The following is a 23,825-nucleotide window of genomic DNA, read 5'->3' as shown; positions in this document are numbered from 1 at the left end:
CGCGGATTATACAGTAAGTATGGCGGGTTCGCAGCTCTTTGAGGTAAAACTTTTTCAACTAAGAACAATACTGCCTATTAGTGGAATACTGAACAAAAATTCATCATACTCTTTTGCTCTTCTCATTTAGGATTTACGGCAGGGCTTCATGGGCTGTTATAAGTGCACCAATGCGTTACCCATCTTATTTAGCTTGGTTATGCTTGGTTTAGCATCATGTTCTTCCGACTATTATAAACCTGAGCGACCATCACTTACCTTGCGCTTGTCTGATGCGCCAGAATACACCCTTGATTTTCTTGAGCACACCACCCGTGAACTTTATTGGGGTTGCGTGACCATATTGCCTCATTCGTCAGAAGACTTAATTAATAGCTTGTTGTGCACACAAGCCTTACTTGGCCGTGACGACGTCAGTGCTGACGAGCGCCAATTTGCGCTAAAACGCCACCGAGAAGCGCTAATGAGTTTGCTCACATTGCGGATGTCGGGAAAAGAAGATGAAGCCCATTTTCACACCCATTTAAATTTAGATCATCCCATAATTTTCGCTTCTAGAATGCTTCCTTCAGAAGATGCGCTGCAACCCAACATTCTAGGAGAATACGGCGTTGCCGTGGTAGTAAGAGAACAAGCAGCCACAGAAACTGAACAGACCTATTACCCTCAAGAAGGTACGTACAGCAGTTACACATTGATGTTTCAGGACATTAAGCTAGACGGTAACGAGGTGCACATAACGTTAGATGCTCAGAAAATTCATGGCCGAACCACGGTTCGTGTGGGTAATAACGCCTACATGGCTCGGTACTCTCCAAGTGCCAGTTATTTAGCCTTATTCAATGATGCGATAGTCGGAGGGCTTCGCTGGAAAGGCTTTGTGGGTACTAAGCAAGCAAAAGCCCTTAGGGGAATTTATGTTATTGGGGAAATGTCAGACACCAAAATTCCCCTTATTATGATCCATGGTCTTAATTCCGACCCATTAATTTGGCGTTATTTGACTATGGCAGTAATGAATGACGAATGGTTGAACGAACGGTATCAAATTTGGCATGTGCTTTACCCTTCAGGCCAACCACCACTGTATAGCGCTATGAAAATTCGAAGAGAGCTTGATGCGCTACTGGCCACTATTGATAACCCACTTATCACTCGCGAAGCGGTATTTATTGGGCACAGTTTAGGAGGGCTTATAACCAAATTACTTACGGTATCGCCTGGCGACGCCTTTTGGAATACCACCTTTGCTGTACCTCCTGAGCAGCTTGAAAAAGCGATATCCGAAGATATTCGAGATACTTTTTTCTTTGCACCCAGGTTCAACACTAATACGGTTTTTTATTTAGATACGCCCCATAAAGGTTCAGCGCTGGCGGCATCCGCGATAGGTTATATTGGTTCATCGTTGGTACAAATACCCTATGAACTTAAAAACATGTTTGTTGGTTTGCTCGATGAAAATGGGGTAGACATTGTTCAGTCAGACATGCAGAGCTATTTAACCGACACTAAATTTAAGAGCCTTGATTCATTAAAGCCGGGTCACCCATTAATGAACACCCTGTATCCTATGCCTATTCAAGGAAAAGCCTATTCCATTATTGGGTCGAAAAAAGAAACCGAATGTGAAAGAAGGGAAGTGTGTTTATTACTCACTGATGGCGTGGTGACCTACGAAAGTGCCGATATACCAGAGGCCTTAGAAAGACTCATTGTTGTGTCTAAGCACAATTCGTTTAAATCACCTGAAGCCGTGTCGTTTATATTAAAACATTTATAAATATGCCAAATTGCCTGATATTTTCTTTTAGCGCTTTAAGTTTGCATTATTAGCCCAATAATAACTGGGTTATTAATTATTCTCTGAAGCAAGGCTATTTGTTTTTCATGCTTAAACTGCCATTAAAATATTACGATGAATCTGGCCGAATTTTACCGCCAAAATGGCTGTACGTCATACTGGCGCTATTTAGTTTGGACTGGATTGCGTTTATTTTTTCGCTGGCCTCGCGCTCGCAAACTGAAGCTTTACTTAAGCTGTTTTATCCTCAAAGTGAAAGTTTAGGCTTGGCATTACTAAGCAGTGTACCGATAGTGTTAGGACTTGTGTTTATATCGCAACGTGAAAGGCTATGGAAAAAGGGGATCACAGGGTGGTCTCGTGCATTGTTGCCACTTATTTTAGTGGGCGTGATAGCGTCGTTGGGTGTGCAGTTTTATCATATTGTGTCGGTACATTGGGGGTTTGAGATGATAACTGCCATTAAGGTGGTGGTGTCTATTATCAGCTTATATTGTATTAGCCGAAGTCGGCATTTGCGCTGGATGATACAAGATTGGAAAAAGCCTCATTACGAGTAAAACCCGAATAAATCAGAAAAAAGCATTTGTTTGAGGTGTTATTTTTCTGGGAATTAAGAATTAATTTTTAGGTGAAGAGACCCAAAAAAGCGACTGGCGTGTGAGGCAAAAAGGTATAAGCCTCACACGAAAAAAGTGCAAAAAAGACCGGTTACTGGCGGTGATTACTTACAGATTGATCAAAATAAGCCTTTACGCTGACTTGGCTGTCATTCACTAGTCGCTCGTAGCAAATACCGGCAAAGGCATAGGAGTTTTCACCCACTACTAATAATACGTATGGCGCATCAGGGTTCGATTGGTCATAAAGCCAAGTTCCACCCACAAAACGCTGGAACGTTTCTCCTAAATAGGCCCCAAAGATATTACAAATCGTGAAAACCGCTTCATCTTCTAACGCGCTGTCATGATATTTGTCTAAAAAACTAAGTAAAATATCATCGACAAGCGAAACACTTTCAGCAGAGTAATCTAAGGTTAAATTGAACTCTTCTTGCGCTGCAGCAACCGCATCTTCAGCGCAGTCCTTCATTAATTGTTCGAGCTCTATAGGTGACATTTTATTATCCTTCTCTTTTAACCTTTACGCGATACTATGATGTTAGCTATCGTCATTTTTAAACCTGCTAATAACATTGTGCGGTAGTTATTCCCGTTTGTCTATTTATGACCCGTTAAGCGATTGATTACACTGGCTGATGCGAACATACCAAAGGTGGCTGTTACCGTTACAACCGCGCCAAAACCGCCTGCACAATCAAGTCGCGTTCCGCCTTCCATTGCCGATTTGTTATAACACACGCTGCCATCAGGTTGGGGATAACGCAACTGCTCGGTTGAATAGATGCATTCAACCCCGAAGCGGCGTTTAGGATTTTTACTGAAATTGTAATTGCGTCGCAGTTCACTGCGCAATTTGGCCGCAAGAGGATCTTGGGTGGTTTTCGATAAATCGCCCCGAGTTACTTGGGTAGGGTCAATTTGCCCACCGGCACCACCCACAGTCACAATGGGTATTTTAGCGCGCTTGCAGTGGGCTACCATGGCAGCTTTCGCCCTTATGCTGTCAGTTGCGTCGATAACGGCATGCATAGCTTGGGTTAACAGTTCTGCCGTGTTTTCTGGTGTGACGAAGTCTTCAATGCATACCACTTCGCAATTTGGGTTTATGCGTTTAATACGCTCAGCAATAGCATCGACCTTTGCTTCGCCTATAGTATCGGCCATAGCGTGAATTTGCCGGTTAGTGTTGGTTACACATATGTCATCTAAATCAATCAGGGTGATTTTACCGATACCAGAACGCGCAAGTGCTTCTGCACTCCAGCTACCAACGCCTCCAATCCCCACAACGCACACATGGCTCATTGAAAGTTTTTCTGCGGCTTCTTCGCCGTATAGGCGAACGATGCCGCCAAACCTTTGATTTTCCAATATACTCACTATGTATTCCAGTTCTTGCTAAGCCAATAGTCGCTTTGTCTAAACCGCGCTGTCAAAACTGCTCCGCCAACACCTGACGGGGGCAAAATAACACAGCAGTTGAAACAAAAATTAAAAGCTTTTACTTAAGGGGCGCATGATCGCAAAAAAGCGTAATATTGCAAGGGTTCTTCTTTAAACAGTAAGTAAGACATGTCAAAACGGTACGATATTGTCATTATAGGGGCTGGGATAGTGGGTGCTGCGGCACTTTATGAGTATCAAAAGCGCAATCCACAGCACAAGGTTCAGTTAATTGAAAAAGAGCCTGTTGCTGCTTTTCATCAAACCGGAAGAAATTCGGGTGTGATCCACGCTGGCGTGTATTACTCGCCTGGTTCCTTAAAGTCTACGTATTGTAGGCAAGGGTTACAAGATACCATTGCGTGGTGTAGAGACCATCATTTACCTTTTGAGCAATGCGGTAAGCTCATAGTGGCGACCAACAATGATGAAGTGCAAAAGCTTGATAACCTTTTCAAAAACTGCGAAATAAACGATTTAAGCCCTGAACGTATTACTCAATCTAGACTACACTCGATGGAGCCTAATATTACGGGTAAAGAAGCGGTATTGGTTAATTCTACAGGCATTACCGACTTTACGGCTATCACAAAATCCCTAATGGCAGTCGCAATCGAAAATTCAAACGTGACAGCACACTTCAATACACGGGTTCATGCCATCGACGAACATGACAACTGCGTATCGCTGTTAACCGAAGTGAATGGTGTAAAACGACGCACAGAAGCTGATAGGGTTATTTGCTGCGCGGGTGTGTATGCAGACGACTTAATTAGAAAGCAAGGAATAACCCCGGATTTCAAAATAGTGCCATTTAAGGGGGAGTATTATCGCTTATCTTCTAAGTACGATAACGTTAGCAAAAGATTAATATATCCTGTACCCAACCCCGATATGCCATTTTTGGGCGTTCACTTAACGAAAATGATAGGCGGTTATACGACGGTGGGGCCAAATGCGGTGTTAGCGCCTGGTCGAGAAGCCTATCACTCGCTTCCTTCCTACAGCGAAATTTTCAGAACCTTATCATACAAAGGGCTATGGCGACTGCTCTGGCAGTTTAAATCCAGTGTAATATCAGAAATCAAAAGTAGCGTAAGCAAATCTTATTACGCAAGTTTAGTGCAAAAATATTGCCCCTCGATTAATGAAGAGGATTTACACTACTATCGGCCAGGGATCAGGGCGCAAGCGGTGTCTAAAACGGGTAAAATGATGGGGGACTTTGAATTCTTATCAACTGATAGGGTATTACACGTTGGTAATGCGCCTTCTCCTGCGGCTACTAGCGCCATGCCCATTGCCAGAGCCATCATCGATAAAATGGACACTACGTAGACTTGCTATACCCATTCGTTCTAAAAACTAGGAAGTTAAATCCAAAAATACCGACATTACGTTCAAAGCTATACATGTTTGAATAACACGTTTTAAAACGAATGCTTGGAGAAATAAATGGGATTGCTTGTAGATGGACTATGGCAAGACAAATGGTACGACACGCGTGAGAACGGCGGTAAGTTTGAGCGCCAAGAGTCGAAATTTAGAGGTGCGATAGGCAGTGAGGCAGGAGCCCAACACCCACCAGAGTCTGGTCGATACCATCTTTATGTCGCTTATGCCTGTCCGTGGGCCCATCGTGCGCTAATTTTAAGGCAGCTAAAGGGGCTCACTGAACATATTGATGTTTCAGTGGTAAACCCTGATATGCTAGGTGACGGGTGGCGTTTTACTGAATACCCAGGTAGCACCGGTGATAAGCTATATAATTATGATTATCTGCATCAGCTATACACCAAAGCAAAACATGATGTTACCACGCGGGTAACGGTTCCTGTTTTATGGGATAAACAAACCCAATCCATAGTGAATAATGAATCTGCAGATATTATTCGTATTTTCAACAGTGACTTCAATACGCTTACGGGTGATACACAAGATTTTTATCCCTCGCCACTACGCGAAGAAATAGACGATATTAATAAGTTGGTGTATCACGCTGTTAATAACGGCGTGTACAAGGCGGGTTTTGCTACCACGCAAAGTGCCTATGAAGACGCCGTTAATACTTTATTTGAAGCGTTAGATACGTTAGAAACACGATTGTCTACGCAGCGTTATTTAGTGGGCCATCAAATTACCGAAGCGGATTGGCGCTTGTTCACCACCTTAATTCGTTTTGATGCGGTGTATCATGGGCACTTCAAATGCAATATTCGTCAAATAGCGGATTACCCGAACTTGTATGCCTACATGAAAGAGTTGTATCAATATCCGGGTGTGGCGGATACGGTGAATTTTGATCATATCAAACGTCATTATTATTACAGTCACACCATGGTAAACCCTACTCAAGTTATTCCTGTAGGCCCAAAACAAGATTTGATGGCTCCCCACAACAGAGAAGAAATAAAGTGAGCTTAATTGCTTAGTAATTTCAAAAGCGCATTGCGCGAAGGTGAGGGGTTTTATACCATCTACTTTATAATGATATTCGTTACTTTTCTTGTAACATTAGTGACCAATGATAGCTTTAACAGGGAACAGAGACTCTAATACATGACTAAACCAATTACATGCTTTAAAGCATATGACATACGCGGTGAGCTTAACAGCCAACTTGATGAAGCAACGGCTTACCGCATTGGTTATGCCTTTGCTGAAGAGTTAAAAGCGAAAACGGTAGTGGTAGGCAGTGATGTTCGTTTAACATCTACCCCCTTAAAACTTGCCTTGAGCGCAGGGCTAATTGATGCTGGTGCAAACGTTACCGATATTGGTATGGCAGGAACGGAAGAGATATATTTCGCGACTAAACACTTAGGTGTTGATGGCGGAATAGAAGTGACCGCTAGTCACAACCCCATTAACTACAATGGCATGAAGTTGGTTAAAGCTGATTCTGTACCCATTAGTGGCGACACTGGCTTAAATGCAATTAAAGAGCGTGCTGAACAGCTGAGCGATGAAGCCGTTTCACAGCGCCTTGCCTACTATACCCAAGGCGAGGCGATTGACGCTGATGCTTTCTATAATGGTCATGCACACATTAAGGTTTCACATTTAACTGATACAGGAAGCTATGTAGAAGACAGCTGTATGTCAGCCTACGTAGACCACATGTTGTCTTACGTGAATCTTGATTCGTTCACACCACTTAAAATAGTTGTTAATGCAGGCAATGGAGCAGCAGGTTCAGCGCTAGATGCTATTGAAGCTGAGTTAGCGAGCAGACAAGTTCCAATTAGCTTCGTTAAAGTGCACCACGAAGCAGATGGCACGTTTCCTCATGGTATTCCCAATCCGTTGTTACCTGAGAACAGAGCTGATACCGCCGATGCTGTTATTAAACATAACGCGGACTTTGGTGTAGCGTGGGATGGCGACTTCGATCGTTGTTTCTTGTTCGATGCTGACGGCAACTTCATTGAAGGCTATTATATTGTTGGCTTGCTTGCAGCAGCGTTCATTGAGAAGAACCAAGACAGTAAAATTATTTATGACCCACGGGTATTTTGGAATACCGAAGATATAGTAGCGAATGCTGGCGGTACACCCATTAAGTCGAAAACAGGTCATGCGTTTATTAAAGAGCGTATGCGTAAAGAAGACGCGGTGTATGGAGGTGAAATGAGTGCGCACCATTATTTCAGAGATTTTGCTTACTGCGATTCTGGCATGATCCCTTGGTTGTTAATTGCCGAACTTGTGTGTGTTAAAAAACAATCGTTGTCGAGCATGGTTAAAGCCCGTATTGAAGCGTTTCCATCGTCAGGAGAGATTAACAGCAAGCTTAAAGACGCGGATGCCGCGCTTGAGCGCGCGACGTCTAAATATAAACCGCATGCATCGGTTATCGATACTACCGACGGCCTAGGGTTGGAATTCGACACATGGCGCTTTAATTTGCGTAAGTCGAACACCGAACCGGTGATTCGCTTAAATGTAGAAAGCCGAGGCGATATAGCGTTGATGGAAGAGAAAACTGCTGAGTTGCTTTCGGTTATACGTGACGAATAATATCTCTGTTTGCTTTTAAGTTGTTGAACACACCGAGCAAGCACTGAAATAAAAAAGCCCGGAACATAAAAAAGCGCAGTCATGTTAATAATGACTGCGCTTTTTTTTGTGTTACCGGCAAGTGCCGTTTTAGTAATTGGCGTCCACGAGTGATATTACCCAACAATAAGTGCTTTATATCTACTGTGAAAATTAGGTAATAAGGTAAATCATCCAAGCATGGCTGATCACCACAACAGAGGTGAGAGCTATACGCAAACTGATGTAGCTCACTATTTGGCCTTTAGGCAAACTTAAGGTGAATTTATCGTAAACTAATATTGCGACGTAGCTAAGCGAAAGTACCCCTAGGGTTTTCGGGTCGTGGCTAAATACCAAACAAAGCCAACCGATGATACTGGGTAACATCGCGGCATACATTTGATTACCATAACGCTGGTTGCTGATGGAATCCCACCAATGAATACCACCAAAAAATGACAGTAAAACCGCAGAATACTGCATAAAATAAACAGCGCTTTGGGTTAATGACAAAAGATTAAGAGAGTAGGCTATTGGCATAGCTAAAAAAGGGATGAGCCCAGCCACGCCAAGCAACACAATAGAGTAGGGCATATAACACAATCCTTCTGACGTCATTTCAATAAAATAAATGTACAAAGAGTTATTTTATTAAAACGAGGCTAAAAAAATAGCGCCGTAAGGCGCTATTTTATGAACAAAAACTTACTTGTTCATGCTTATTTTAATGGCGTGTATTTACGCTGGTTGTGACCAGTGTAAAGCTGACGAGGACGACCAATTTTTTGTTTTGGATCGCTCATCATTTCATGCCAGTGTGAAATCCAACCTACTGTACGAGACAGGGCGAAGATACATGTAAACATGTTGGTAGGAATACCAATAGCTTTAAGTACGATACCTGAGTAGAAATCTACGTTAGGGAACAACTTCTTCTCTGCGAAGTACGGGTCGCTTAATGCAATTTTTTCAAGTTCCATTGCTACTTCAAGTAGTGGATCTTTAACATTAAGTTCGCTAAGTACTTCGTGACAGCTTTCACGCATTACTGTTGCGCGAGGATCGTGGTTTTTGTAAACACGGTGACCAAAGCCCATAAGACGGAACGGGTCAGCCTTATCTTTAGCACGTGCAATAAACTCAGGAATGCGATCAACAGTTCCAATTTCCTCAAGCATATTTAGGCATGCTTCGTTCGCACCACCGTGGGCAGGGCCCCAAAGTGAAGCAACACCAGCCGCAATACATGCGTAAGGGTTGGCACCAGATGAACCAGCTAGACGAACCGTAGAGGTAGATGCGTTTTGCTCGTGGTCAGCATGAAGCGTAAAGATACGATCCATTGCACGTTCTACCGCAGGGCTAATCTCAAATTCTTCAGCAGGAACTGAGAACATCATGTTCAAGAAGTTAGCTGCATAGCTCAAATCGTTACGTGGATAAACGAACGGTTGACCAATGTTGTACTTGTAACACATGGCTACTAAGGTAGGCATTTTCGCGATTAAGCGATGTGCACTACGTTTACGCTCTTCATCGTTAGAAACGTCTAAGTCGCTGTGATAGAAAGATGACATACCACCAACAGTTCCGCATAACATTGCCATAGGGTGGGCATCGTTACGGAAGCCATGGAAGAACATGTTAATTTGCTCATGTACCATGGTGTGGCGTGTAATTGTCGATTTGAATTCTTCATATTCTTCTTTAGACGGCGCATCACCGTGTAGAAGCATATGACAAACTTCAAGGTAGTCTGCATCGCGCGCTAGTTCTTCAATGGGGAAACCACGGTGTAGTAACACACCAGCAGCACCGTCAATGTAAGTAATAGCTGACTCGCAAGATCCTGTCGCCATAAAACCAGGGTCGTAGGTGAAGTAACCGTGTTGACCAAGTGAACGAACGTCGATTACGTCTTGTCCTTCGGTGCCAGACAAGATAGGAAGCTCGATTTCCTTACCGCCGGCTTTAAGAATGGCTTTCTGATCTGCCATAAAATGCTCTCCTCAGAATGGTTCTGTTTGCAGCGAAAACGGGCGAAAATGCTCGTTTCGTTGGGGAAAAGTGGCGTATTTGTACTTTATTATGTACCAATAAGTCAATTTAATTGCATTTATGCACAATAAATATTCCGAATTACTGAGATTTATAATGCTCAGCCGGAATCTCTATCGTTAACATGTTGGTAATCGCACTAAACCCGTTTCGGGGTAATTATCAATGTCTTTTGGCAAAAGGTAAACCACCGTTTACCAAATTTATTAACAGCTTAGCCGAAAAATTAACCTTTTGTCGATTGAGAATTGGTCGTTTTCATTAAAAGACCTTAATTTTGCTAGTGAAAATAGTGTTATTCTAGTTTAGTGCTGATACACTTTAGTGCCTTGTTTATTAGCCATTCCATGCTTGTTGTTAGTATTTGTGACTACTTTTCTTTGTGTTTATCAGGAAGATTTGTCAAAAAAGACTAAAGTCTTACTACAGCACAAAAAATTGTAATTATATACTGTGCTGGATATACTCAGCGGTGCATTAAAACAGAATAATTATTCTGTTAAATGTATTAAAGAATAATTCACAAATTGTTAACAACTCATTGGATGAGGTAATTAACAGGTAATAAACGAATTAACTCGCACAGGACATAATAACGGTGAGTAATTCATTATCCCTACGGATTAAACAGGCATACATTGTGAAAAAGCAAAGACCAGTAAATTTAGAACTCAATACTATTAAATTTCCCCCTGCCGCTATTTCGTCAATTCTCCACCGTGTTACCGGTGTCGCAATGTTCTTCGCATTACTCTTTGTTATTTGGGCATGGGCAGTATCTGTTTCCTCGCCTGAAGGGTTTGCGAACGTACAAGCGATGATGGACGGTATCATTGGAAAAGTGATCGCAATAGGCACTTTATCAGCGCTGACTTACCACATTTTAGGCGGCCTAAGACATGTAGTTATGGATTTAGGTCACTGGGAAGAGTTGGAGTCAGGAAACCTCAGCGCCAAAATAGCTATCGCTCTTTGGATTGTGCTGACAGTAGTATTGGGAGTAGCACTATGCTAGGCAACCAAGCAAGCTTAAAGCGTAATGGTATTCAAGATTACGTTTCACTACGTACTACCGCTGCAATTATTTTTGCTTATACGGTATTCATGGCGTGGTTTTTTATATCCACTGATAATATTACTTTCATTGAGTGGCGCGGATTATTTTCTGGGCTAGCGATGAAAGTGTTCACATTGGCAGCACTTATCGCCATCATGATCCACGTTCGTATTGGCCTTTGGCAAGTACTTACCGATTATGTGAAGGCGTCTGGTTTGCGTGCAATCATTCAGTATGTTCTAAACATCATTGCTTTTGGTTACGTCGCTGTTGGTCTGTTTGTATTGTGGGGAGTGTAAGATGAGTTTACCCGTTCACGAGTTTGACGCAGTAGTTATTGGCGCTGGCGGCGCTGGTATGCGTGCAGCACTACAGATTTCAGAATCTGGAAAGTCATGTGCACTACTGTCTAAAGTATTTCCTACCCGTTCACATACGGTATCAGCGCAAGGTGGTATTACTGTTGCGCTAGGTAATTCCCATGAAGATAACTGGGAATGGCACATGTACGACACCGTAAAAGGGTCGGACTACATTGGTGACCAAGACGCTATTGAATACATGTGTAAAACCGGCCCAGAAGCCATCATTGAGATGGAGAACATGGGTTTGCCTTTCTCACGTTTTGAGAATGGTAAGGTTTACCAACGTCCTTTCGGTGGTCAATCAAGAAATTTTGGTGGCGAGCAAGCAGCTCGAACCGCAGCCGCCGCTGACCGTACTGGTCACGCTTTGCTGCATTTGCTTTATCAGCAAAACGTAAAGAATAAAACAAAGGTCTTTTCTGAGTGGTATGCACTCGACCTAGTTAAAAATCAAGACGGTGATGTTGTTGGTTGTACTGCTATTGATATCGAGACAGGCGAAGTAGTTTACTTCAAGTCTAAAGCAGTCGTATTAGCAACGGGTGGAGCAGGGCGTATTTTCGCTTCTACCACTAACGCACACATCAATACCGGTGACGGTGTTGGTATGGCAATTCGTGCTGGTGTCGCACTACAAGATATGGAAATGTGGCAGTTCCACCCTACGGGTATTGCCGGTGCTGGTACGCTAGTAACGGAAGGTTGCCGTGGTGAAGGTGGTTACCTGCTTAATAAAGACGGTGAACGCTTCATGGAACGTTATGCGCCTAACGCGAAAGACCTTGCTGGTCGTGACGTTGTTGCACGTTCAATGATGACTGAAATTCGTGAAGGTCGCGGATTTGACGGCCCTTGGGGTCCTCACTGTAAACTTAAACTTGATCACCTTGGTAAAGACGTACTTGAGTCACGTCTGCCAGGTATCCTTGAGCTTTCTCGTACGTTCGCTCATGTTGATCCAGTGAAAGAACCGATTCCTGTAATACCGACGTGTCATTATATGATGGGTGGTATTCCCACTACCGTAGACGGTCAATGTCTAACTGTTGATGCAGACGGTAACGATAAAGTAGTAAACGGTTTATTCGCTTGTGGTGAAATTGCATGTGTATCTGTACACGGTGCTAACCGCCTTGGCGGTAACTCACTACTTGACCTTGTAGTATTCGGTCGTGCGACTGGTCTACACTTAGGTAAAACCCTTTCTGATGTATCGCCATTCCGCGAAGCATCAGAGTCTGACCTTGAACTGGCTATGTCTCGCTTCAATCGCTGGGAAAACTCAGAGAAAGGTAAGGGCGAAGATCCGGTTCAAATCAAAAAAGATATGCAAGAATGCATGCAGCTTAACTTCTCAGTATTCCGTGAAGGTGAAGCCATGGCAGACGGCCTTAAGCAACTTGGTGAAATTCGTGAACGTCTTCAGAATGCTCGCCTTGATGATAAGAGTGCCGATTTCAATACTCAGCGTATTGAATGTCTTGAGCTTGATAACCTTATGGAAACCGCGTACAGCACAGCAGTAGCAGCGAACTTCAGAACGGAAAGCCGTGGCGCACATAGCCGCTTCGATTTCCCGGACCGTGACGATGAGAACTGGTTATGCCACAGCGTTTACGATCCGAATACTGAAAAAATGCTTAAACGTGATGTCAATATGGCGCCTAAGCTTCGGGAAGCTTTCCCGCCTAAAGTGCGTTCATATTAAGAGAGGCAACGATCATGCAATTACAATTTTCGATATATCGTTACAACCCTGATGTTGATAACAAGCCACGCATGCAAGACTACACTCTAGAAGTAGAGGAAGGTCGTGACATGATGGTGTTGGATGCACTTATTGCTCTTAAAGAGCAGGATCCAACGTTATCATTCCGCCGCTCGTGCCGTGAAGGTGTGTGTGGTTCAGACGGTGTGAATATGAATGGTAAGAATGGTCTTGCCTGTATTACGCCATTGTCTGCATTAGGTAAAGGTAAAGTTGTTGTTCGTCCACTTCCAGGTCTGCCAGTAGTACGCGACCTTGTGGTGGATATGACACAGTTTTACACCCAATATGAAAAGATTAAGCCATTCTTAATCAACGATGATAAACAGCCTCCTGCAAGAGAACACCTTCAGTCTCCTGAAGAACGTGCTAAGCTTGATGGACTGTATGAATGTATTCTATGTGCATGTTGTTCTACGTCGTGCCCATCGTTCTGGTGGAACCCTGATAAATTTATCGGGCCTGCTGGTTTGCTTCACGCTTATCGTTTCCTTATTGATAGCCGTGATACTGCAACCGATGAACGTTTGAACGACCTAGATGACGCATTTAGCGTATTCCGCTGTCACGGTATTATGAACTGTGTAAGTGTATGTCCGAAAGGATTAAACCCGACAAAGGCAATTGGACACATTAAGTCTATGCTTTTACAACGGGCTGTTTAAGTACTATATTCTGTCTACTTCTGAGTAACAGAAAGCAATGCTCTAAATAGCCATCCGGATGTGATGGCTATTTTTTTTTGTATTCATCGGTATAACGCTTGGTTATGTCACGAATAACCTTATAATACAAACCGATGGTTAATAGAATTTACAAAACGTAGCAAGGCAAATTAAATGCAAGAAAGCGTGATGAAAGCGTGGTGGGATTCCTCGCATATGGCAGGTGCCAACGCTGCCTATGTTGAAGAATTGTACGAATCGTATTTGGAAGACCCGCAGAGCGTTTCCGATACTTGGCGTCAAATCTTTGATAGCCTCCCCAAGGTCGAAGGCGTTGAACTTGAAACCAACCATACTAGTGTTAAAGATCAGTTTAGGAAGCTAGCTGCTCTAGGCCCGACAGCACGAATGTCGAGCGCACCAGTTGAAGGCACTCCGGTCTCGGATGACAGGCAAGTTAAAGTGTTACAGCTTATCAACGCCTTTCGCTTCCGAGGTCACCAGCATGCCAACCTCGATCCGCTAGGGTTATGGAAACAAGAGCGCGTTCGTGATTTAGAACTGTCTCACCATAATCTTTCTGATAAAGATTTTGACAGTGTGTTCAACGTAGGGTCTTTTGCCATTGGTAAAGATTCGCTGTCATTAGGTGAGTTATTTAAATCACTTAACCGAACATACTGTGGTTCTATCGGTGCTGAGTATATGCACATTACCGATACAGACCAAAAACGCTGGTTACAGCAAAAAATTGAGTCAGTGCAAGCAAAGCCAGAGTTTTCTAAAGATGAAAAACTAACCCTGCTAAAAGGGCTAACGGCTGCTGACGGCATGGAAAAGTACCTCGGGTCTAAATTCCCAGGTGCCAAGCGCTTCTCACTGGAAGGTGGCGATGCATTGGTTCCTATGCTTAAAAACCTAATCACTAATGCAGGTGCTGCAGGCACTAAAGAAGTGGTTATTGGTATGGCTCACCGTGGTCGTCTGAACGTACTAGTCAACGTGTTGGGTAAAAACCCATCAGTATTGTTTGATGAATTCGCCGGTAAGCATGATGATTCATTAGGCGCAGGTGATGTTAAATACCACGCTGGATTCTCATCAGATTTTGCTACGCCAGGTGGCAATGTTCACTTAGCGCTTGCATTTAACCCGTCTCACCTTGAAATTGTAAATCCGGTAGTAATGGGCTCGGTTCGTGCGCGTCTTGAACGTCGTAACGACGATACTAACACCGTACTTCCTATCACCATCCACGGTGACTCAGCGATTGCTGGGCAGGGCGTAGTTCAAGAAACCTTCAATATGTCACAAACTCGCGGTTTCGCCGTGGGTGGTACGGTGCGTATTGTGGTGAACAACCAAGTTGGTTTTACAACGTCAAAAACAGAAGATACCCGTTCTACGCAATACTGTACTGACATTGCGAAAATGGTTCAGGCTCCTATCTTCCACGTTAACTCTGATGACCCAGAAGCGGTTGCTTTTGTGACACAGCTCGCACTTGAATACCGCAATAAATTCAAGCGTGATGTGGTTATCGATTTAGTGTGTTATCGCCGTCATGGTCATAACGAGGCTGACGAGCCAAATGCAACTCAGCCGCTTATGTACCAGAAAGTGAAGAAGCATCCTGTACCTCGCGCTATTTATGCCGATCAGCTCATTGCTGAAGGTGTTATTGAGCAGCGTGATGCTGACCGCTATTTAGAAGAATATCGCGCTGCACTTGATCATGGTGCATGTGTCGTTGAAGAATGGCGTCCGATGACAGAGCACAGTGTAGACTGGTCTCCATACCTAGGTCATGATTGGGATACCCCATATGACGGCGCTATCAGTGTTGAAAAACTTCAGGAACTTGGCGAAGCGCTAACAAGTTTCCCTGAAGGTCATAAACTTCAATCTCGTGTAAACAAGCTATACCAAGACCGCAAGGCCATGGTGAACGGTGAGAAGAAACTTGATTGGGGAATGGCAGAGAATCTGGCTTATGCATCTTTAGTTGATTTAGGTGAAGATATTCGTATGACAGGTCAGGACTCTGGCCGTGGTACTTTCTTCCACCGTCATGCGGTATTGCATAATCAAGCTGATGGCTCGACCTACATGCCATTGCAAAACATTCGTGATGGCCAAGGGAAGATTGAGATTTACGACTCTGTGCTATCAGAAGAAGCGGTCATGGCGTTTGAATATGGTTATGCGACTGCAGAACCTGAGTGCTTAACTATATGGGAAGCTCAGTTTGGTGACTTCGCAAACGGCGCACAAGTTGTATTTGACCAATTCTTGAGTTCAGGTGAAGCAAAGTGGGGCCGTTTATGTGGTCTAACTATGCTGCTTCCACACGGTTACGAAGGTCAAGGTCCTGAGCATAGCTCGGCTCGTCTTGAGCGATTCTTGCAAATGTGTGCTGATCACAACTGGCAAGTATGTGTACCTTCAACACCTGCGCAAGTATTTAACATGCTTCGTCGTCAAGTGGTTCGGCCTATGCGTAAACCGCTTATCGTTATGTCGCCTAAATCCTTATTGCGTCACCCGCTTGCGACTTCTTCTCTTGAAGAGTTAGCAGAAGGCAAATTCCACAACGTAATTAGCGAAATTGACGATATTAATCCGAAAGACGTTAAGCGTGTGGTGATGTGTTCAGGCAAGGTTTACTACGATTTGCTTGACCAGCGCCGTAAAAATGAACAAACAGACGTTGCAATCGTAAGATTGGAGCAACTTTATCCATTCCCACAAGAAGAATGCGCTAAAGTTGTGGCACAATACAGCCACGTTACAGATTGGGTTTGGTGTCAGGAAGAACCGCAAAACCAAGGAGCTTGGTATTGCAGTCAACACCACTTCTGGCAAGCAATTCCAGATGGCGCCAAATTAACATATGCAGGTCGTGAAGCATCTTCCTCACCTGCAGTAGGTTATGTTTCCGTTCACAATCAGCAACAAAAAGCGCTGGTTGAAGACGCACTCACTATTAAATAAGGAACAATGATGACAATTGAGATAAAAGTTCCGGTCCTACCAGAGTCAGTTGCCGATGCCACCATTGCAACTTGGCACGTAAAGGCCGGCGACGCGGTAAAGCGTGACCAGAACCTGGTTGACATTGAAACTGATAAAGTTGTGCTGGAAGTTGTAGCACCAGCCGACGGAACTATCGGTGAGCTTCTTAATGAAGAGGGTGCAACGGTACTAGGCGAGCAAGTTATTGCTAAATTAGAAGAGGGTGGCGCTGCGCCAGCTAAATCTGAATCGAAAGCTGAATCTAAAAAAGAAGCAGCACCTGCAGCTAGCGGTAAAACGTCAGAAGTTAAAGTACCTGTATTACCAGAGTCGGTAGCTGATGCAACCATCGCCACATGGCATGTTGCAGTAGGCGAAGCGGTAAGCCGTGACCAAAACTTGGTTGATATCGAAACTGATAAAGTCGTTCTAGAAGTGGTAGCGCCAGCTGATGGCTCACTATCTGAAATTGTTGCCGAAGAAGGCGCAACAGTGACAGCTGAAGAAGTGATTGCTAAATTTGTTGAAGGCGCAACGTCAGGTGCAGCAGCATCTGAGTCGTCTGACGCTACATCTGATGATTCAGATGACAGCAGCGATGCACTGAGTCCTTCGGTTCGCCGCTTATTGGCAGAAAAAGGCGTAGATGCAGCGAAAGTTAAAGGTACGGGTAAAAATGGCCGTATCACTAAAGAAGACGTAGAAAAACACCTTAAGGGTGGCAGTGCACCAGCGGCTTCAGCGCCATCAGCTGCAGCTGAAACAGCTGAATTACCTACGGGTAATCGCACAGAAAAACGTGTACCTATGACACGTCTTCGTAAAACGATTGCAACCCGTTTACTTGAAGCTAAAAACTCTACTGCTATGCTAACTACGTTTAACGAAGTTAACATGAAGCCAATTATGGAACTTCGTAAGCAGTATCAAGAGAGCTTTGAGAAACGTCACGGTATTCGTTTAGGTTTCATGTCTTTCTACGTGAAAGCGGTAACTGAAGCACTTAAACGTTTCCCAGATGTGAATGCATCGATTGACGGTGATGACATTGTTTATCACAACTACTTCGATATCTCTATCGCGGTATCAACACCTCGCGGTCTAGTTACGCCTATCTTAAAAGATACGGATACACTAGGTATGGCTGGTGTTGAGAAAGGAATTAAAGAATTGGCAATTAAAGGCCGTGATGGCAAATTGTCGATGGCAGACCTTCAAGGCGGTAACTTTACTATCACTAACGGTGGTGTGTTTGGTTCATTGATGTCTACGCCTATCATTAACCCGCCACAGAGCGCTATTTTGGGTATGCATAAAATCCAAGATCGTCCAATGGCTGTTAACGGTAAGGTGGAAATTCTGCCAATGATGTACCTCGCCCTGTCTTATGACCATCGTATTGTTGATGGTAAAGAGTCAGTAGGCTTCTTGGTAACAATCAAAGAGATGCTTGAAGATCCAACACGCCTTCTATTAGACGTGTAAGGCTTTCCTCTCTTAGTCTTGTGTGCAGCTGCGTTTCTTATTAATGTAAGTCGCGTTGCTGCCACAACGCTGATATTCGCCCTATAATATCAGTCTAATTAATCAAGTCGCGAAAGCGGCTTTTGTCTTACTAAAAATCGGATAGAAACACCATGAATTTGCATGAATACCAAGGTAAGCAGCTATTCAAAGAATACGGTCTACCTGTTTCTGAAGGATACGCAGCAGACACTCCAGAAAGTGCTGTAGAGGCCGCTAACCGCATTGGCGGGAGTGAGTGGGTAGTTAAATGTCAGGTCCACGCAGGTGGTCGCGGTAAAGCAGGTGGCGTTAAGTTAGTTAAAGATACTGACGCAATTAAAGCTTTCGCAGAAAACTGGCTTGGCAAAAATTTGGTGACTTTCCAGACTGACGAAAATGGTCAGCCTGTGAGCAAAATCCTTGTTGAAACTTGCACAGATATCGCTAACGAATTGTACCTTGGTGCAGTAGTTGACCGCACAACCCGTCGTGTTGTGTTTATGGCTTCTACTGAAGGTGGCGTTGAGATTGAAACTGTTGCTGAAGAAACACCAGAGAAAATTCTTAAAGCTGAAATCGACCCAATTGTTGGCGCTCAGCCTTACCAAGCGCGCGAAATGGCGTTTAAACTTGGTCTTTCTGGCGTTCAAATCAAACAATTCACTAAGATTTTCCTTGGCCTAGCTAAGATGTTTGAAGATCTTGATGTTGCATTGATTGAAATTAATCCGCTTGTAATTAAAGAAGATGGTGACCTTCACTGTCTTGACGCTAAGCTAGCTATAGACGGCAACGCGTTATATCGCCAGCCTAAAGTTAAAGCTATGCAAGATCCTACTCAAGAAGATGCACGTGAAGCGCATGCTGCTGAGTTCGAACTTAACTATGTTGCGCTAGACGGTAACGTAGGTTGTATGGTTAACGGTGCCGGCCTAGCAATGGGTACAATGGACATCGTAAACCTACACGGTGGCAAGCCAGCTAACTTCCTAGATGTTGGTGGCGGCGCGACTAAAGAACGTGTTGCAGAAGCATTCAAAATCATCTTATCTGACGACAACGTTTCAGCTGTTTTAGTTAACATCTTTGGCGGTATCGTTCGTTGTGACATGATTGCTGAAGGTATCATTGGCGCGGTTAAAGAAGTTGGCGTTAGTGTTCCTGTTGTTGTACGTCTTGAAGGTACAAACGCAGAGCTTGGCCGTGAAGTTCTAGCGAACTCTGGTCTAGATATCATTGCTGCTGAGTCGCTAACTGATGCAGCACAGAAAGTTGTTGCTGCTGCGGAGGGCAAATAATGTCTGTATTAATTAACAAAGATACCAAAGTAATCTGTCAAGGTTTCACTGGTGGTCAAGGTACTTTTCACTCTGAGCAAGCCATTGCTTACGGTACGCAAATGGTTGGTGGTGTAACACCAGGCAAAGGCGGCACTGAGCACCTAGGTCTTCCAGTATTCAATACAGTACGTGAAGCGGTAGAAGCAACAGGCGCAACTGCGACTGTTATCTATGTACCTGCTGCATTCTGTAAAGATTCAATCGTTGAAGCTGCTGATGCTGGCATCGAGCTTATCGTTTGTATTACTGAAGGTATTCCAACGCTTGATATGCTTTACGTTAAAGAATACGTAAATGCTAAAGGCGTTCGCATGATTGGTCCTAACTGCCCAGGTGTTATTACTCCTGGAGAGTGTAAGATTGGTATCATGCCTGGTCATATCCATAAGCCTGGTAAAGTAGGTATTGTTTCTCGCTCTGGTACACTTACGTATGAAGCGGTTAAGCAAACTACTGACGAAGGTTTCGGCCAGTCTAGCTGTGTTGGTATCGGTGGAGACCCAATTCCGGGTTCTAACTTCATCGACATCCTACAGTTATTCCAAGATGATCCTCAAACAGAAGCTATCGTTATGATTGGTGAAATTGGTGGTACAGCAGAAGAAGAAGCTGCTGAATTCATCAAAGCTAACGTCACTAAGCCTGTTGTTTCTTACATTGCGGGTGTTACTGCACCTGAAGGTAAGCGCATGGGTCACGCTGGTGCAATCATTGCTGGCGGTAAAGGTACAGCTGATGAGAAATTTAAAGCACTAGAAGACGCGGGCGTTAAAACCGTTCGCTCTCTTGCTGAAATCGGCAAGGCACTTCGCGAAACTACGGGTTGGTAGTTAGCAAAGCGCACGCAAGTGTTTAAGTGAAGCCCGCTAATTAGCGGGCTTTTTTGTGCCTGATTATTGATGGTCAACAGAAAATTCCTTACTAGTAATATCCCTAATTTGGCATTCGTCATCTATATTTAAAACCTTGCATAACCCGTCTTAAAATGGCTAAGTGCCGTAACAAAATTACAACAAAAGGTCAGTTTAGCGGCGATGTTGCGTAATTTTGTTGTTAAATTTCAATAATTTCATGAGAGTTAATGTTAATGAGGTGTTGAATATTTTCTATGAATACGTATGCAAGCAATTGTGCAAAGCCCGTGTGCTCTATAGGATTATCAGCGACTGGATACATTGTCATTCGATTGTCATAAAAATAACAAAAAGACAACAAATATAACTGAATGGGACACCTGTTTTATGAATCAATTTAAACCAAATCTCATCAAGGTTGCGCTGATCACTGGTGGCGTAGCTTTTGGTTGTTCGCCTACATTTGCACAAGAAACAAATTCTGAAGCAGCTGATGAAGCTAATGTTGAAGTTATTCAAGTTAGCGGTATACGTGGCAGCTTGCAACGCGCTCAAGCGATTAAAATGGATAGCACCTCTATTGTTGAAGCGTTATCCGCAGAAGACATCGGTAAATTACCAGATACAAGTATTGCAGAATCTATTTCACGTTTGCCTGGCTTAGCCGGTGAGCGTAGAAACGGTCGTACAAGTGGTATTTCAGTACGTGGTTTCAACGAAAACTACGTAGGTACATCACTAAACGGTCGTGAATTATTAGGTATGGGCGACAACCGCGGCGTTGAATTCGACCTCTACCCAACTGAAATCATTTCTAGCATTGTTGTTTATAAAACAGCAGAAGCTGGCATGACCACCCAGAATATTGGTGGTTCAATTGACCTTCAAACCATTAGTCCGCTTGCAGCTAAAAGTACATTCGCTATCAACGGCACCTACGAAAAGAATGCTGAAGATGCACCAAACCCAGACTTCGACAATAATGGACATCGTATTTCAGTAAACTACGTTGACCAATTTGCTGACGATACTATTGGTCTTGCACTAACTGTTGCTAGCATGGAATCACCGCGTCAAGAACAACATTTCCGTGGTTGGGGTTATGCAGGTGCAAACGCGTATAATGCCGCTGACGGTGTTGACGTTACAGAAGGTACTACCATTTTAGGTGGGCATGACTCATTTGCACGTTCAGCAATGTTAGAGCGTGACTCTATCGCCGGTGTAGTTGAATGGGCGCCTACAGATAAACTAAATGTTCAAGTAGATGCGCTTTATATCGACTTCGTAGAAGATGACGTTCGTCGTGGTCTTGAAGAAGGCGGTGCTGAATGGGGTACTGGCGAATATACCATTACTGGTGTTGAAGATAGCTTAGTAACCTCAGGTTACTACGATGGCTTCTATTCAGTGATTCGTAACGATGCTCGTACTCAAGAAGCCGATTTAACGACGGTAGGCGTGAATGCAGAATACATCTTAAATGATAACTGGACCTTAGAGTTCGACTACTCTACCGGTAAAGTTGAAAAAGACATTATCGATGTGGAAAGTTATTCAGGTGTAGGCCGTGCAGGAATTGATGGACGTCCTATTACTGCTCGTAGCTGGGAAATGACGTCTACCGGCGCGGTATATTCTGATCACCCAAGCATTGCACCTGTCGACCTTACTGATGAAAGCTTAATTCGTCTTGCAGGTCCACAAGCCTGGGGCGCACCTATTATTGGTGCCGACGCACAAGACGGTTTCGTGAACCAACCGCATTATGAAGAAGACCTTGATACCTATCGTTTCGATGCTAAAGGGTACGTTGAATGGGGCGTAGTAACTGGCATGTCTGCGGGTGTTATTTACTCAGATCGTAGCAAAACCAAAGAAAATGATGGCGCATATCTAACCGCACCAAGCTATCCTGGTGATGCCGCTATTCCAGATGTACTGGGTGTAGTACCCCTGGACTTCATTGGTATAGACGGAATTCTCGCTTATGATTCTCTAGGTTTGTATCAAAGCGGTTATTACATTGCTACCGATGCTAAACTGGTGCAAAACGATCGTTTAGGTGATAGCTATACGGTTGATGAAGAGTTGCTGACTTTCTACACTAAATTTGATTTAGAAATGGAAGTAGGTGATATCTATATTCGCGGTAACGTGGGTGTACAAGTGGTTAATGCTGACCAGCAATCTACGGGTTTTTCAACCACGTCAGATGCTGATGGTATGACAGTAGCGGTACCGGTTTCGGGCGGCGCTGATTACACTGATGTACTACCAACGCTTAACCTTTCAGCAGAAGTTGCCGAAGGTCAATTTGTACGTTTCGCATTAGGTAAAGTCATTTCAAGACCACGTATGGACGATATGCGTCCAAATACGCAAGCGTCTTTCGCGTTTAATGATAACCAAATTACCAGTACCGCTCCTGAAAATGGCCCTTGGAGTGGTAGCTCAGGTAACCCTGAACTTAAGCCCCTTGAAGCTAACCAGTTAGATATCGCTTATGAAAACTACTTCTCGGATACGGGTTATGTAGCGGCATCATTCTTCTATAAAGATATTAAAAACTGGCATCGCGATACTAGCGTACTTACGGATTTCTCTGATGTTTACATTCCTGATTTACACCAAGGTTCAGAAGGGCAAACGCCTGCTACTTTCCTAGGTTCTGTAGGCAGTGTACTAGATGGTTTCGAAGGTTATGTGCGCGGTTATGAACTACAAGGTTCATTGCCAGGTGAATTGCTTCATGAGTCACTAGAAGGCTTTGGCTTGTTCGCAAGTGCAACCTTCATGGAAGGTGAAGTAGACGCAGCACCAACGCAAACAGAAACCCGTATTCCAGGCTTGTCTGAAGAGTCATACAGTATGACGTTCTTCTATGAAAGCAATGGTTTCGAGTTCCGTGTTGCAGCAACCAAGCGTGATGACTACTTAACGGAAGAACGTGGTACTAGCTTGGCATTGGTAGATGCTACTAAGCAAGGCGGTACCTTGGTTGATGCCCAAATCGGATACGACTTTAGTGAGTCTGGTATTGAGTCTCTGGAAGGCCTACGTGTTACTTTCCAAGCGCAAAACCTAACTGATGAAGATGATATTCAAGCGTCTCAGGCGGATTCTCGTCAAATTACGCAATATCAATCTTACGGTACTAACTACTTGTTGGGCTTTAACTATACCTTCTAATGGTTGAGCGAAAGCTAACATTAGAATAAATACAAGCCACCTTGTTGTTTCAGCGCTCGAATATGCATTTTGGCGGCGAAGCAAAAGGTGGTTT

At 43.8% G+C, this 23,825-nt stretch carries 18 protein-coding genes; 14 read left to right on the top strand and 4 right to left on the bottom strand.

Annotation, left to right across the window (positions count from 1 at the left end):
* Window positions 1-148 precede the first annotated feature (148 nt).
* Complete coding sequence (locus KYS23_RS08275; RefSeq protein WP_218418368.1) at window positions 149-1,783, top strand: esterase/lipase family protein; 1,635 nt, start codon at window positions 149-151, stop codon at window positions 1,781-1,783.
* A gap of 107 nt (window positions 1,784-1,890) precedes the next feature.
* Window positions 1,891-2,364 (top strand): DUF2919 family protein, encoded by a 474-nt coding sequence (locus KYS23_RS08270; protein WP_218418367.1) that lies wholly within the window; start codon window positions 1,891-1,893, stop codon window positions 2,362-2,364.
* A 151-nt stretch (window positions 2,365-2,515) separates the two neighbouring features.
* On the opposite strand, the gene KYS23_RS08265 is transcribed toward KYS23_RS08270, so the two are convergent.
* Together KYS23_RS08265 and tcdA are read right to left on the bottom strand one after the other, a co-directional pair.
* Window positions 2,516-2,923: a hypothetical protein gene (locus tag KYS23_RS08265; RefSeq protein ID WP_218418366.1), complete on the bottom strand. Its 408-nt coding sequence runs from the start codon at window positions 2,921-2,923 to the stop codon at window positions 2,516-2,518.
* Window positions 2,924-3,024: 101 nt separating this feature from the next.
* Window positions 3,025-3,807 carry a tRNA cyclic N6-threonylcarbamoyladenosine(37) synthase TcdA gene (gene tcdA, locus KYS23_RS08260; RefSeq protein WP_420838751.1) on the bottom strand — a complete coding sequence of 261 codons (783 nt, stop codon included), beginning with the start codon at window positions 3,805-3,807 and terminating at the stop codon, window positions 3,025-3,027.
* Window positions 3,808-3,999: 192 nt separating this feature from the next.
* Here tcdA and lhgO point away from each other — a divergent pair, with 192 nt between their 5' ends.
* The 3 genes from lhgO to KYS23_RS08245 all read left to right on the top strand — a co-directional run bounded on the left by lhgO (window position 4,000) and on the right by KYS23_RS08245 (window position 7,890).
* Window positions 4,000-5,208, top strand: coding sequence for an L-2-hydroxyglutarate oxidase (gene lhgO / locus KYS23_RS08255; RefSeq protein WP_218418365.1), 1,209 nt, complete (start codon window positions 4,000-4,002; stop codon window positions 5,206-5,208).
* 117 nt (window positions 5,209-5,325) lie between these two features.
* Window positions 5,326-6,288, top strand: a complete 963-nt coding sequence (locus KYS23_RS08250) for a glutathione S-transferase family protein (RefSeq protein ID WP_218418364.1) — start codon at window positions 5,326-5,328, stop codon at window positions 6,286-6,288.
* 141 nt (window positions 6,289-6,429) lie between these two features.
* A complete protein-coding gene (locus KYS23_RS08245) occupies window positions 6,430-7,890 on the top strand; it encodes a phosphohexomutase domain-containing protein (protein WP_218396457.1) in 1,461 nt (486 codons plus the stop codon).
* A 192-nt stretch (window positions 7,891-8,082) separates the two neighbouring features.
* On the opposite strand, the gene KYS23_RS08240 is transcribed toward KYS23_RS08245, so the two are convergent.
* Both KYS23_RS08240 and KYS23_RS08235 read right to left on the bottom strand, forming a co-directional pair.
* Window positions 8,083-8,505 carry a DUF3429 domain-containing protein gene (locus KYS23_RS08240; RefSeq protein WP_159530103.1) on the bottom strand — a complete coding sequence of 141 codons (423 nt, stop codon included), beginning with the start codon at window positions 8,503-8,505 and terminating at the stop codon, window positions 8,083-8,085.
* A 125-nt stretch (window positions 8,506-8,630) separates the two neighbouring features.
* The gene (locus KYS23_RS08235) at window positions 8,631-9,908 is read right to left on the bottom strand and encodes a citrate synthase (protein ID WP_057791619.1); all 1,278 of its coding nucleotides are present in this window, start codon (window positions 9,906-9,908) and stop codon (window positions 8,631-8,633) included.
* A 701-nt stretch (window positions 9,909-10,609) separates the two neighbouring features.
* Between KYS23_RS08235 and sdhC the strand changes: the two genes are divergently transcribed.
* From sdhC to KYS23_RS08190, 9 genes are all read left to right on the top strand, one after another.
* The gene (gene sdhC, locus KYS23_RS08230) at window positions 10,610-10,984 is read left to right on the top strand and encodes a succinate dehydrogenase, cytochrome b556 subunit (protein WP_013783979.1); all 375 of its coding nucleotides are present in this window, start codon (window positions 10,610-10,612) and stop codon (window positions 10,982-10,984) included.
* Window positions 10,978-11,325 (top strand): succinate dehydrogenase, hydrophobic membrane anchor protein, encoded by a 348-nt coding sequence (gene sdhD / locus KYS23_RS08225; RefSeq protein WP_126872334.1) that lies wholly within the window; start codon window positions 10,978-10,980, stop codon window positions 11,323-11,325. Before sdhC ends, sdhD begins: the two co-directional genes overlap by 7 nt.
* A 1-nt stretch (window position 11,326) precedes the next feature.
* Window positions 11,327-13,099: a succinate dehydrogenase flavoprotein subunit gene (sdhA, locus tag KYS23_RS08220; RefSeq protein ID WP_159530105.1), complete on the top strand. Its 1,773-nt coding sequence runs from the start codon at window positions 11,327-11,329 to the stop codon at window positions 13,097-13,099.
* A gap of 14 nt (window positions 13,100-13,113) precedes the next feature.
* Window positions 13,114-13,824, top strand: coding sequence for a succinate dehydrogenase iron-sulfur subunit (locus KYS23_RS08215; RefSeq protein ID WP_057791623.1), 711 nt, complete (start codon window positions 13,114-13,116; stop codon window positions 13,822-13,824).
* 174 nt (window positions 13,825-13,998) lie between these two features.
* A complete protein-coding gene (gene sucA / locus KYS23_RS08210; protein WP_159530107.1) occupies window positions 13,999-16,818 on the top strand; it encodes a 2-oxoglutarate dehydrogenase E1 component in 2,820 nt (939 codons plus the stop codon).
* Window positions 16,819-16,827: 9 nt separating this feature from the next.
* Window positions 16,828-18,324 (top strand): 2-oxoglutarate dehydrogenase complex dihydrolipoyllysine-residue succinyltransferase, encoded by a 1,497-nt coding sequence (gene odhB / locus KYS23_RS08205; RefSeq protein ID WP_159530109.1) that lies wholly within the window; start codon window positions 16,828-16,830, stop codon window positions 18,322-18,324.
* Window positions 18,325-18,476: 152 nt separating this feature from the next.
* Window positions 18,477-19,643, top strand: a complete 1,167-nt coding sequence (gene sucC, locus KYS23_RS08200) for an ADP-forming succinate--CoA ligase subunit beta (protein ID WP_159530111.1) — start codon at window positions 18,477-18,479, stop codon at window positions 19,641-19,643.
* Window positions 19,643-20,515, top strand: coding sequence for a succinate--CoA ligase subunit alpha (sucD, locus tag KYS23_RS08195; protein ID WP_013783986.1), 873 nt, complete (start codon window positions 19,643-19,645; stop codon window positions 20,513-20,515). The genes sucC and sucD overlap by 1 nt, the downstream gene beginning before the upstream one ends.
* A gap of 411 nt (window positions 20,516-20,926) precedes the next feature.
* Window positions 20,927-23,731 carry a TonB-dependent receptor gene (locus KYS23_RS08190; RefSeq protein WP_218418363.1) on the top strand — a complete coding sequence of 935 codons (2,805 nt, stop codon included), beginning with the start codon at window positions 20,927-20,929 and terminating at the stop codon, window positions 23,729-23,731.
* Window positions 23,732-23,825: the final 94 nt, after the last annotated feature.

Origin of the sequence: Alteromonas lipotrueae (assembly GCF_019249255.1) — a bacterium.
GTDB classification, from domain to species: domain Bacteria; phylum Pseudomonadota; class Gammaproteobacteria; order Enterobacterales; family Alteromonadaceae; genus Alteromonas; species Alteromonas lipotrueae.
Note: the sequence above shows the minus strand (reverse complement) of the source record. Positions and strands in the feature narration are given on the sequence as shown.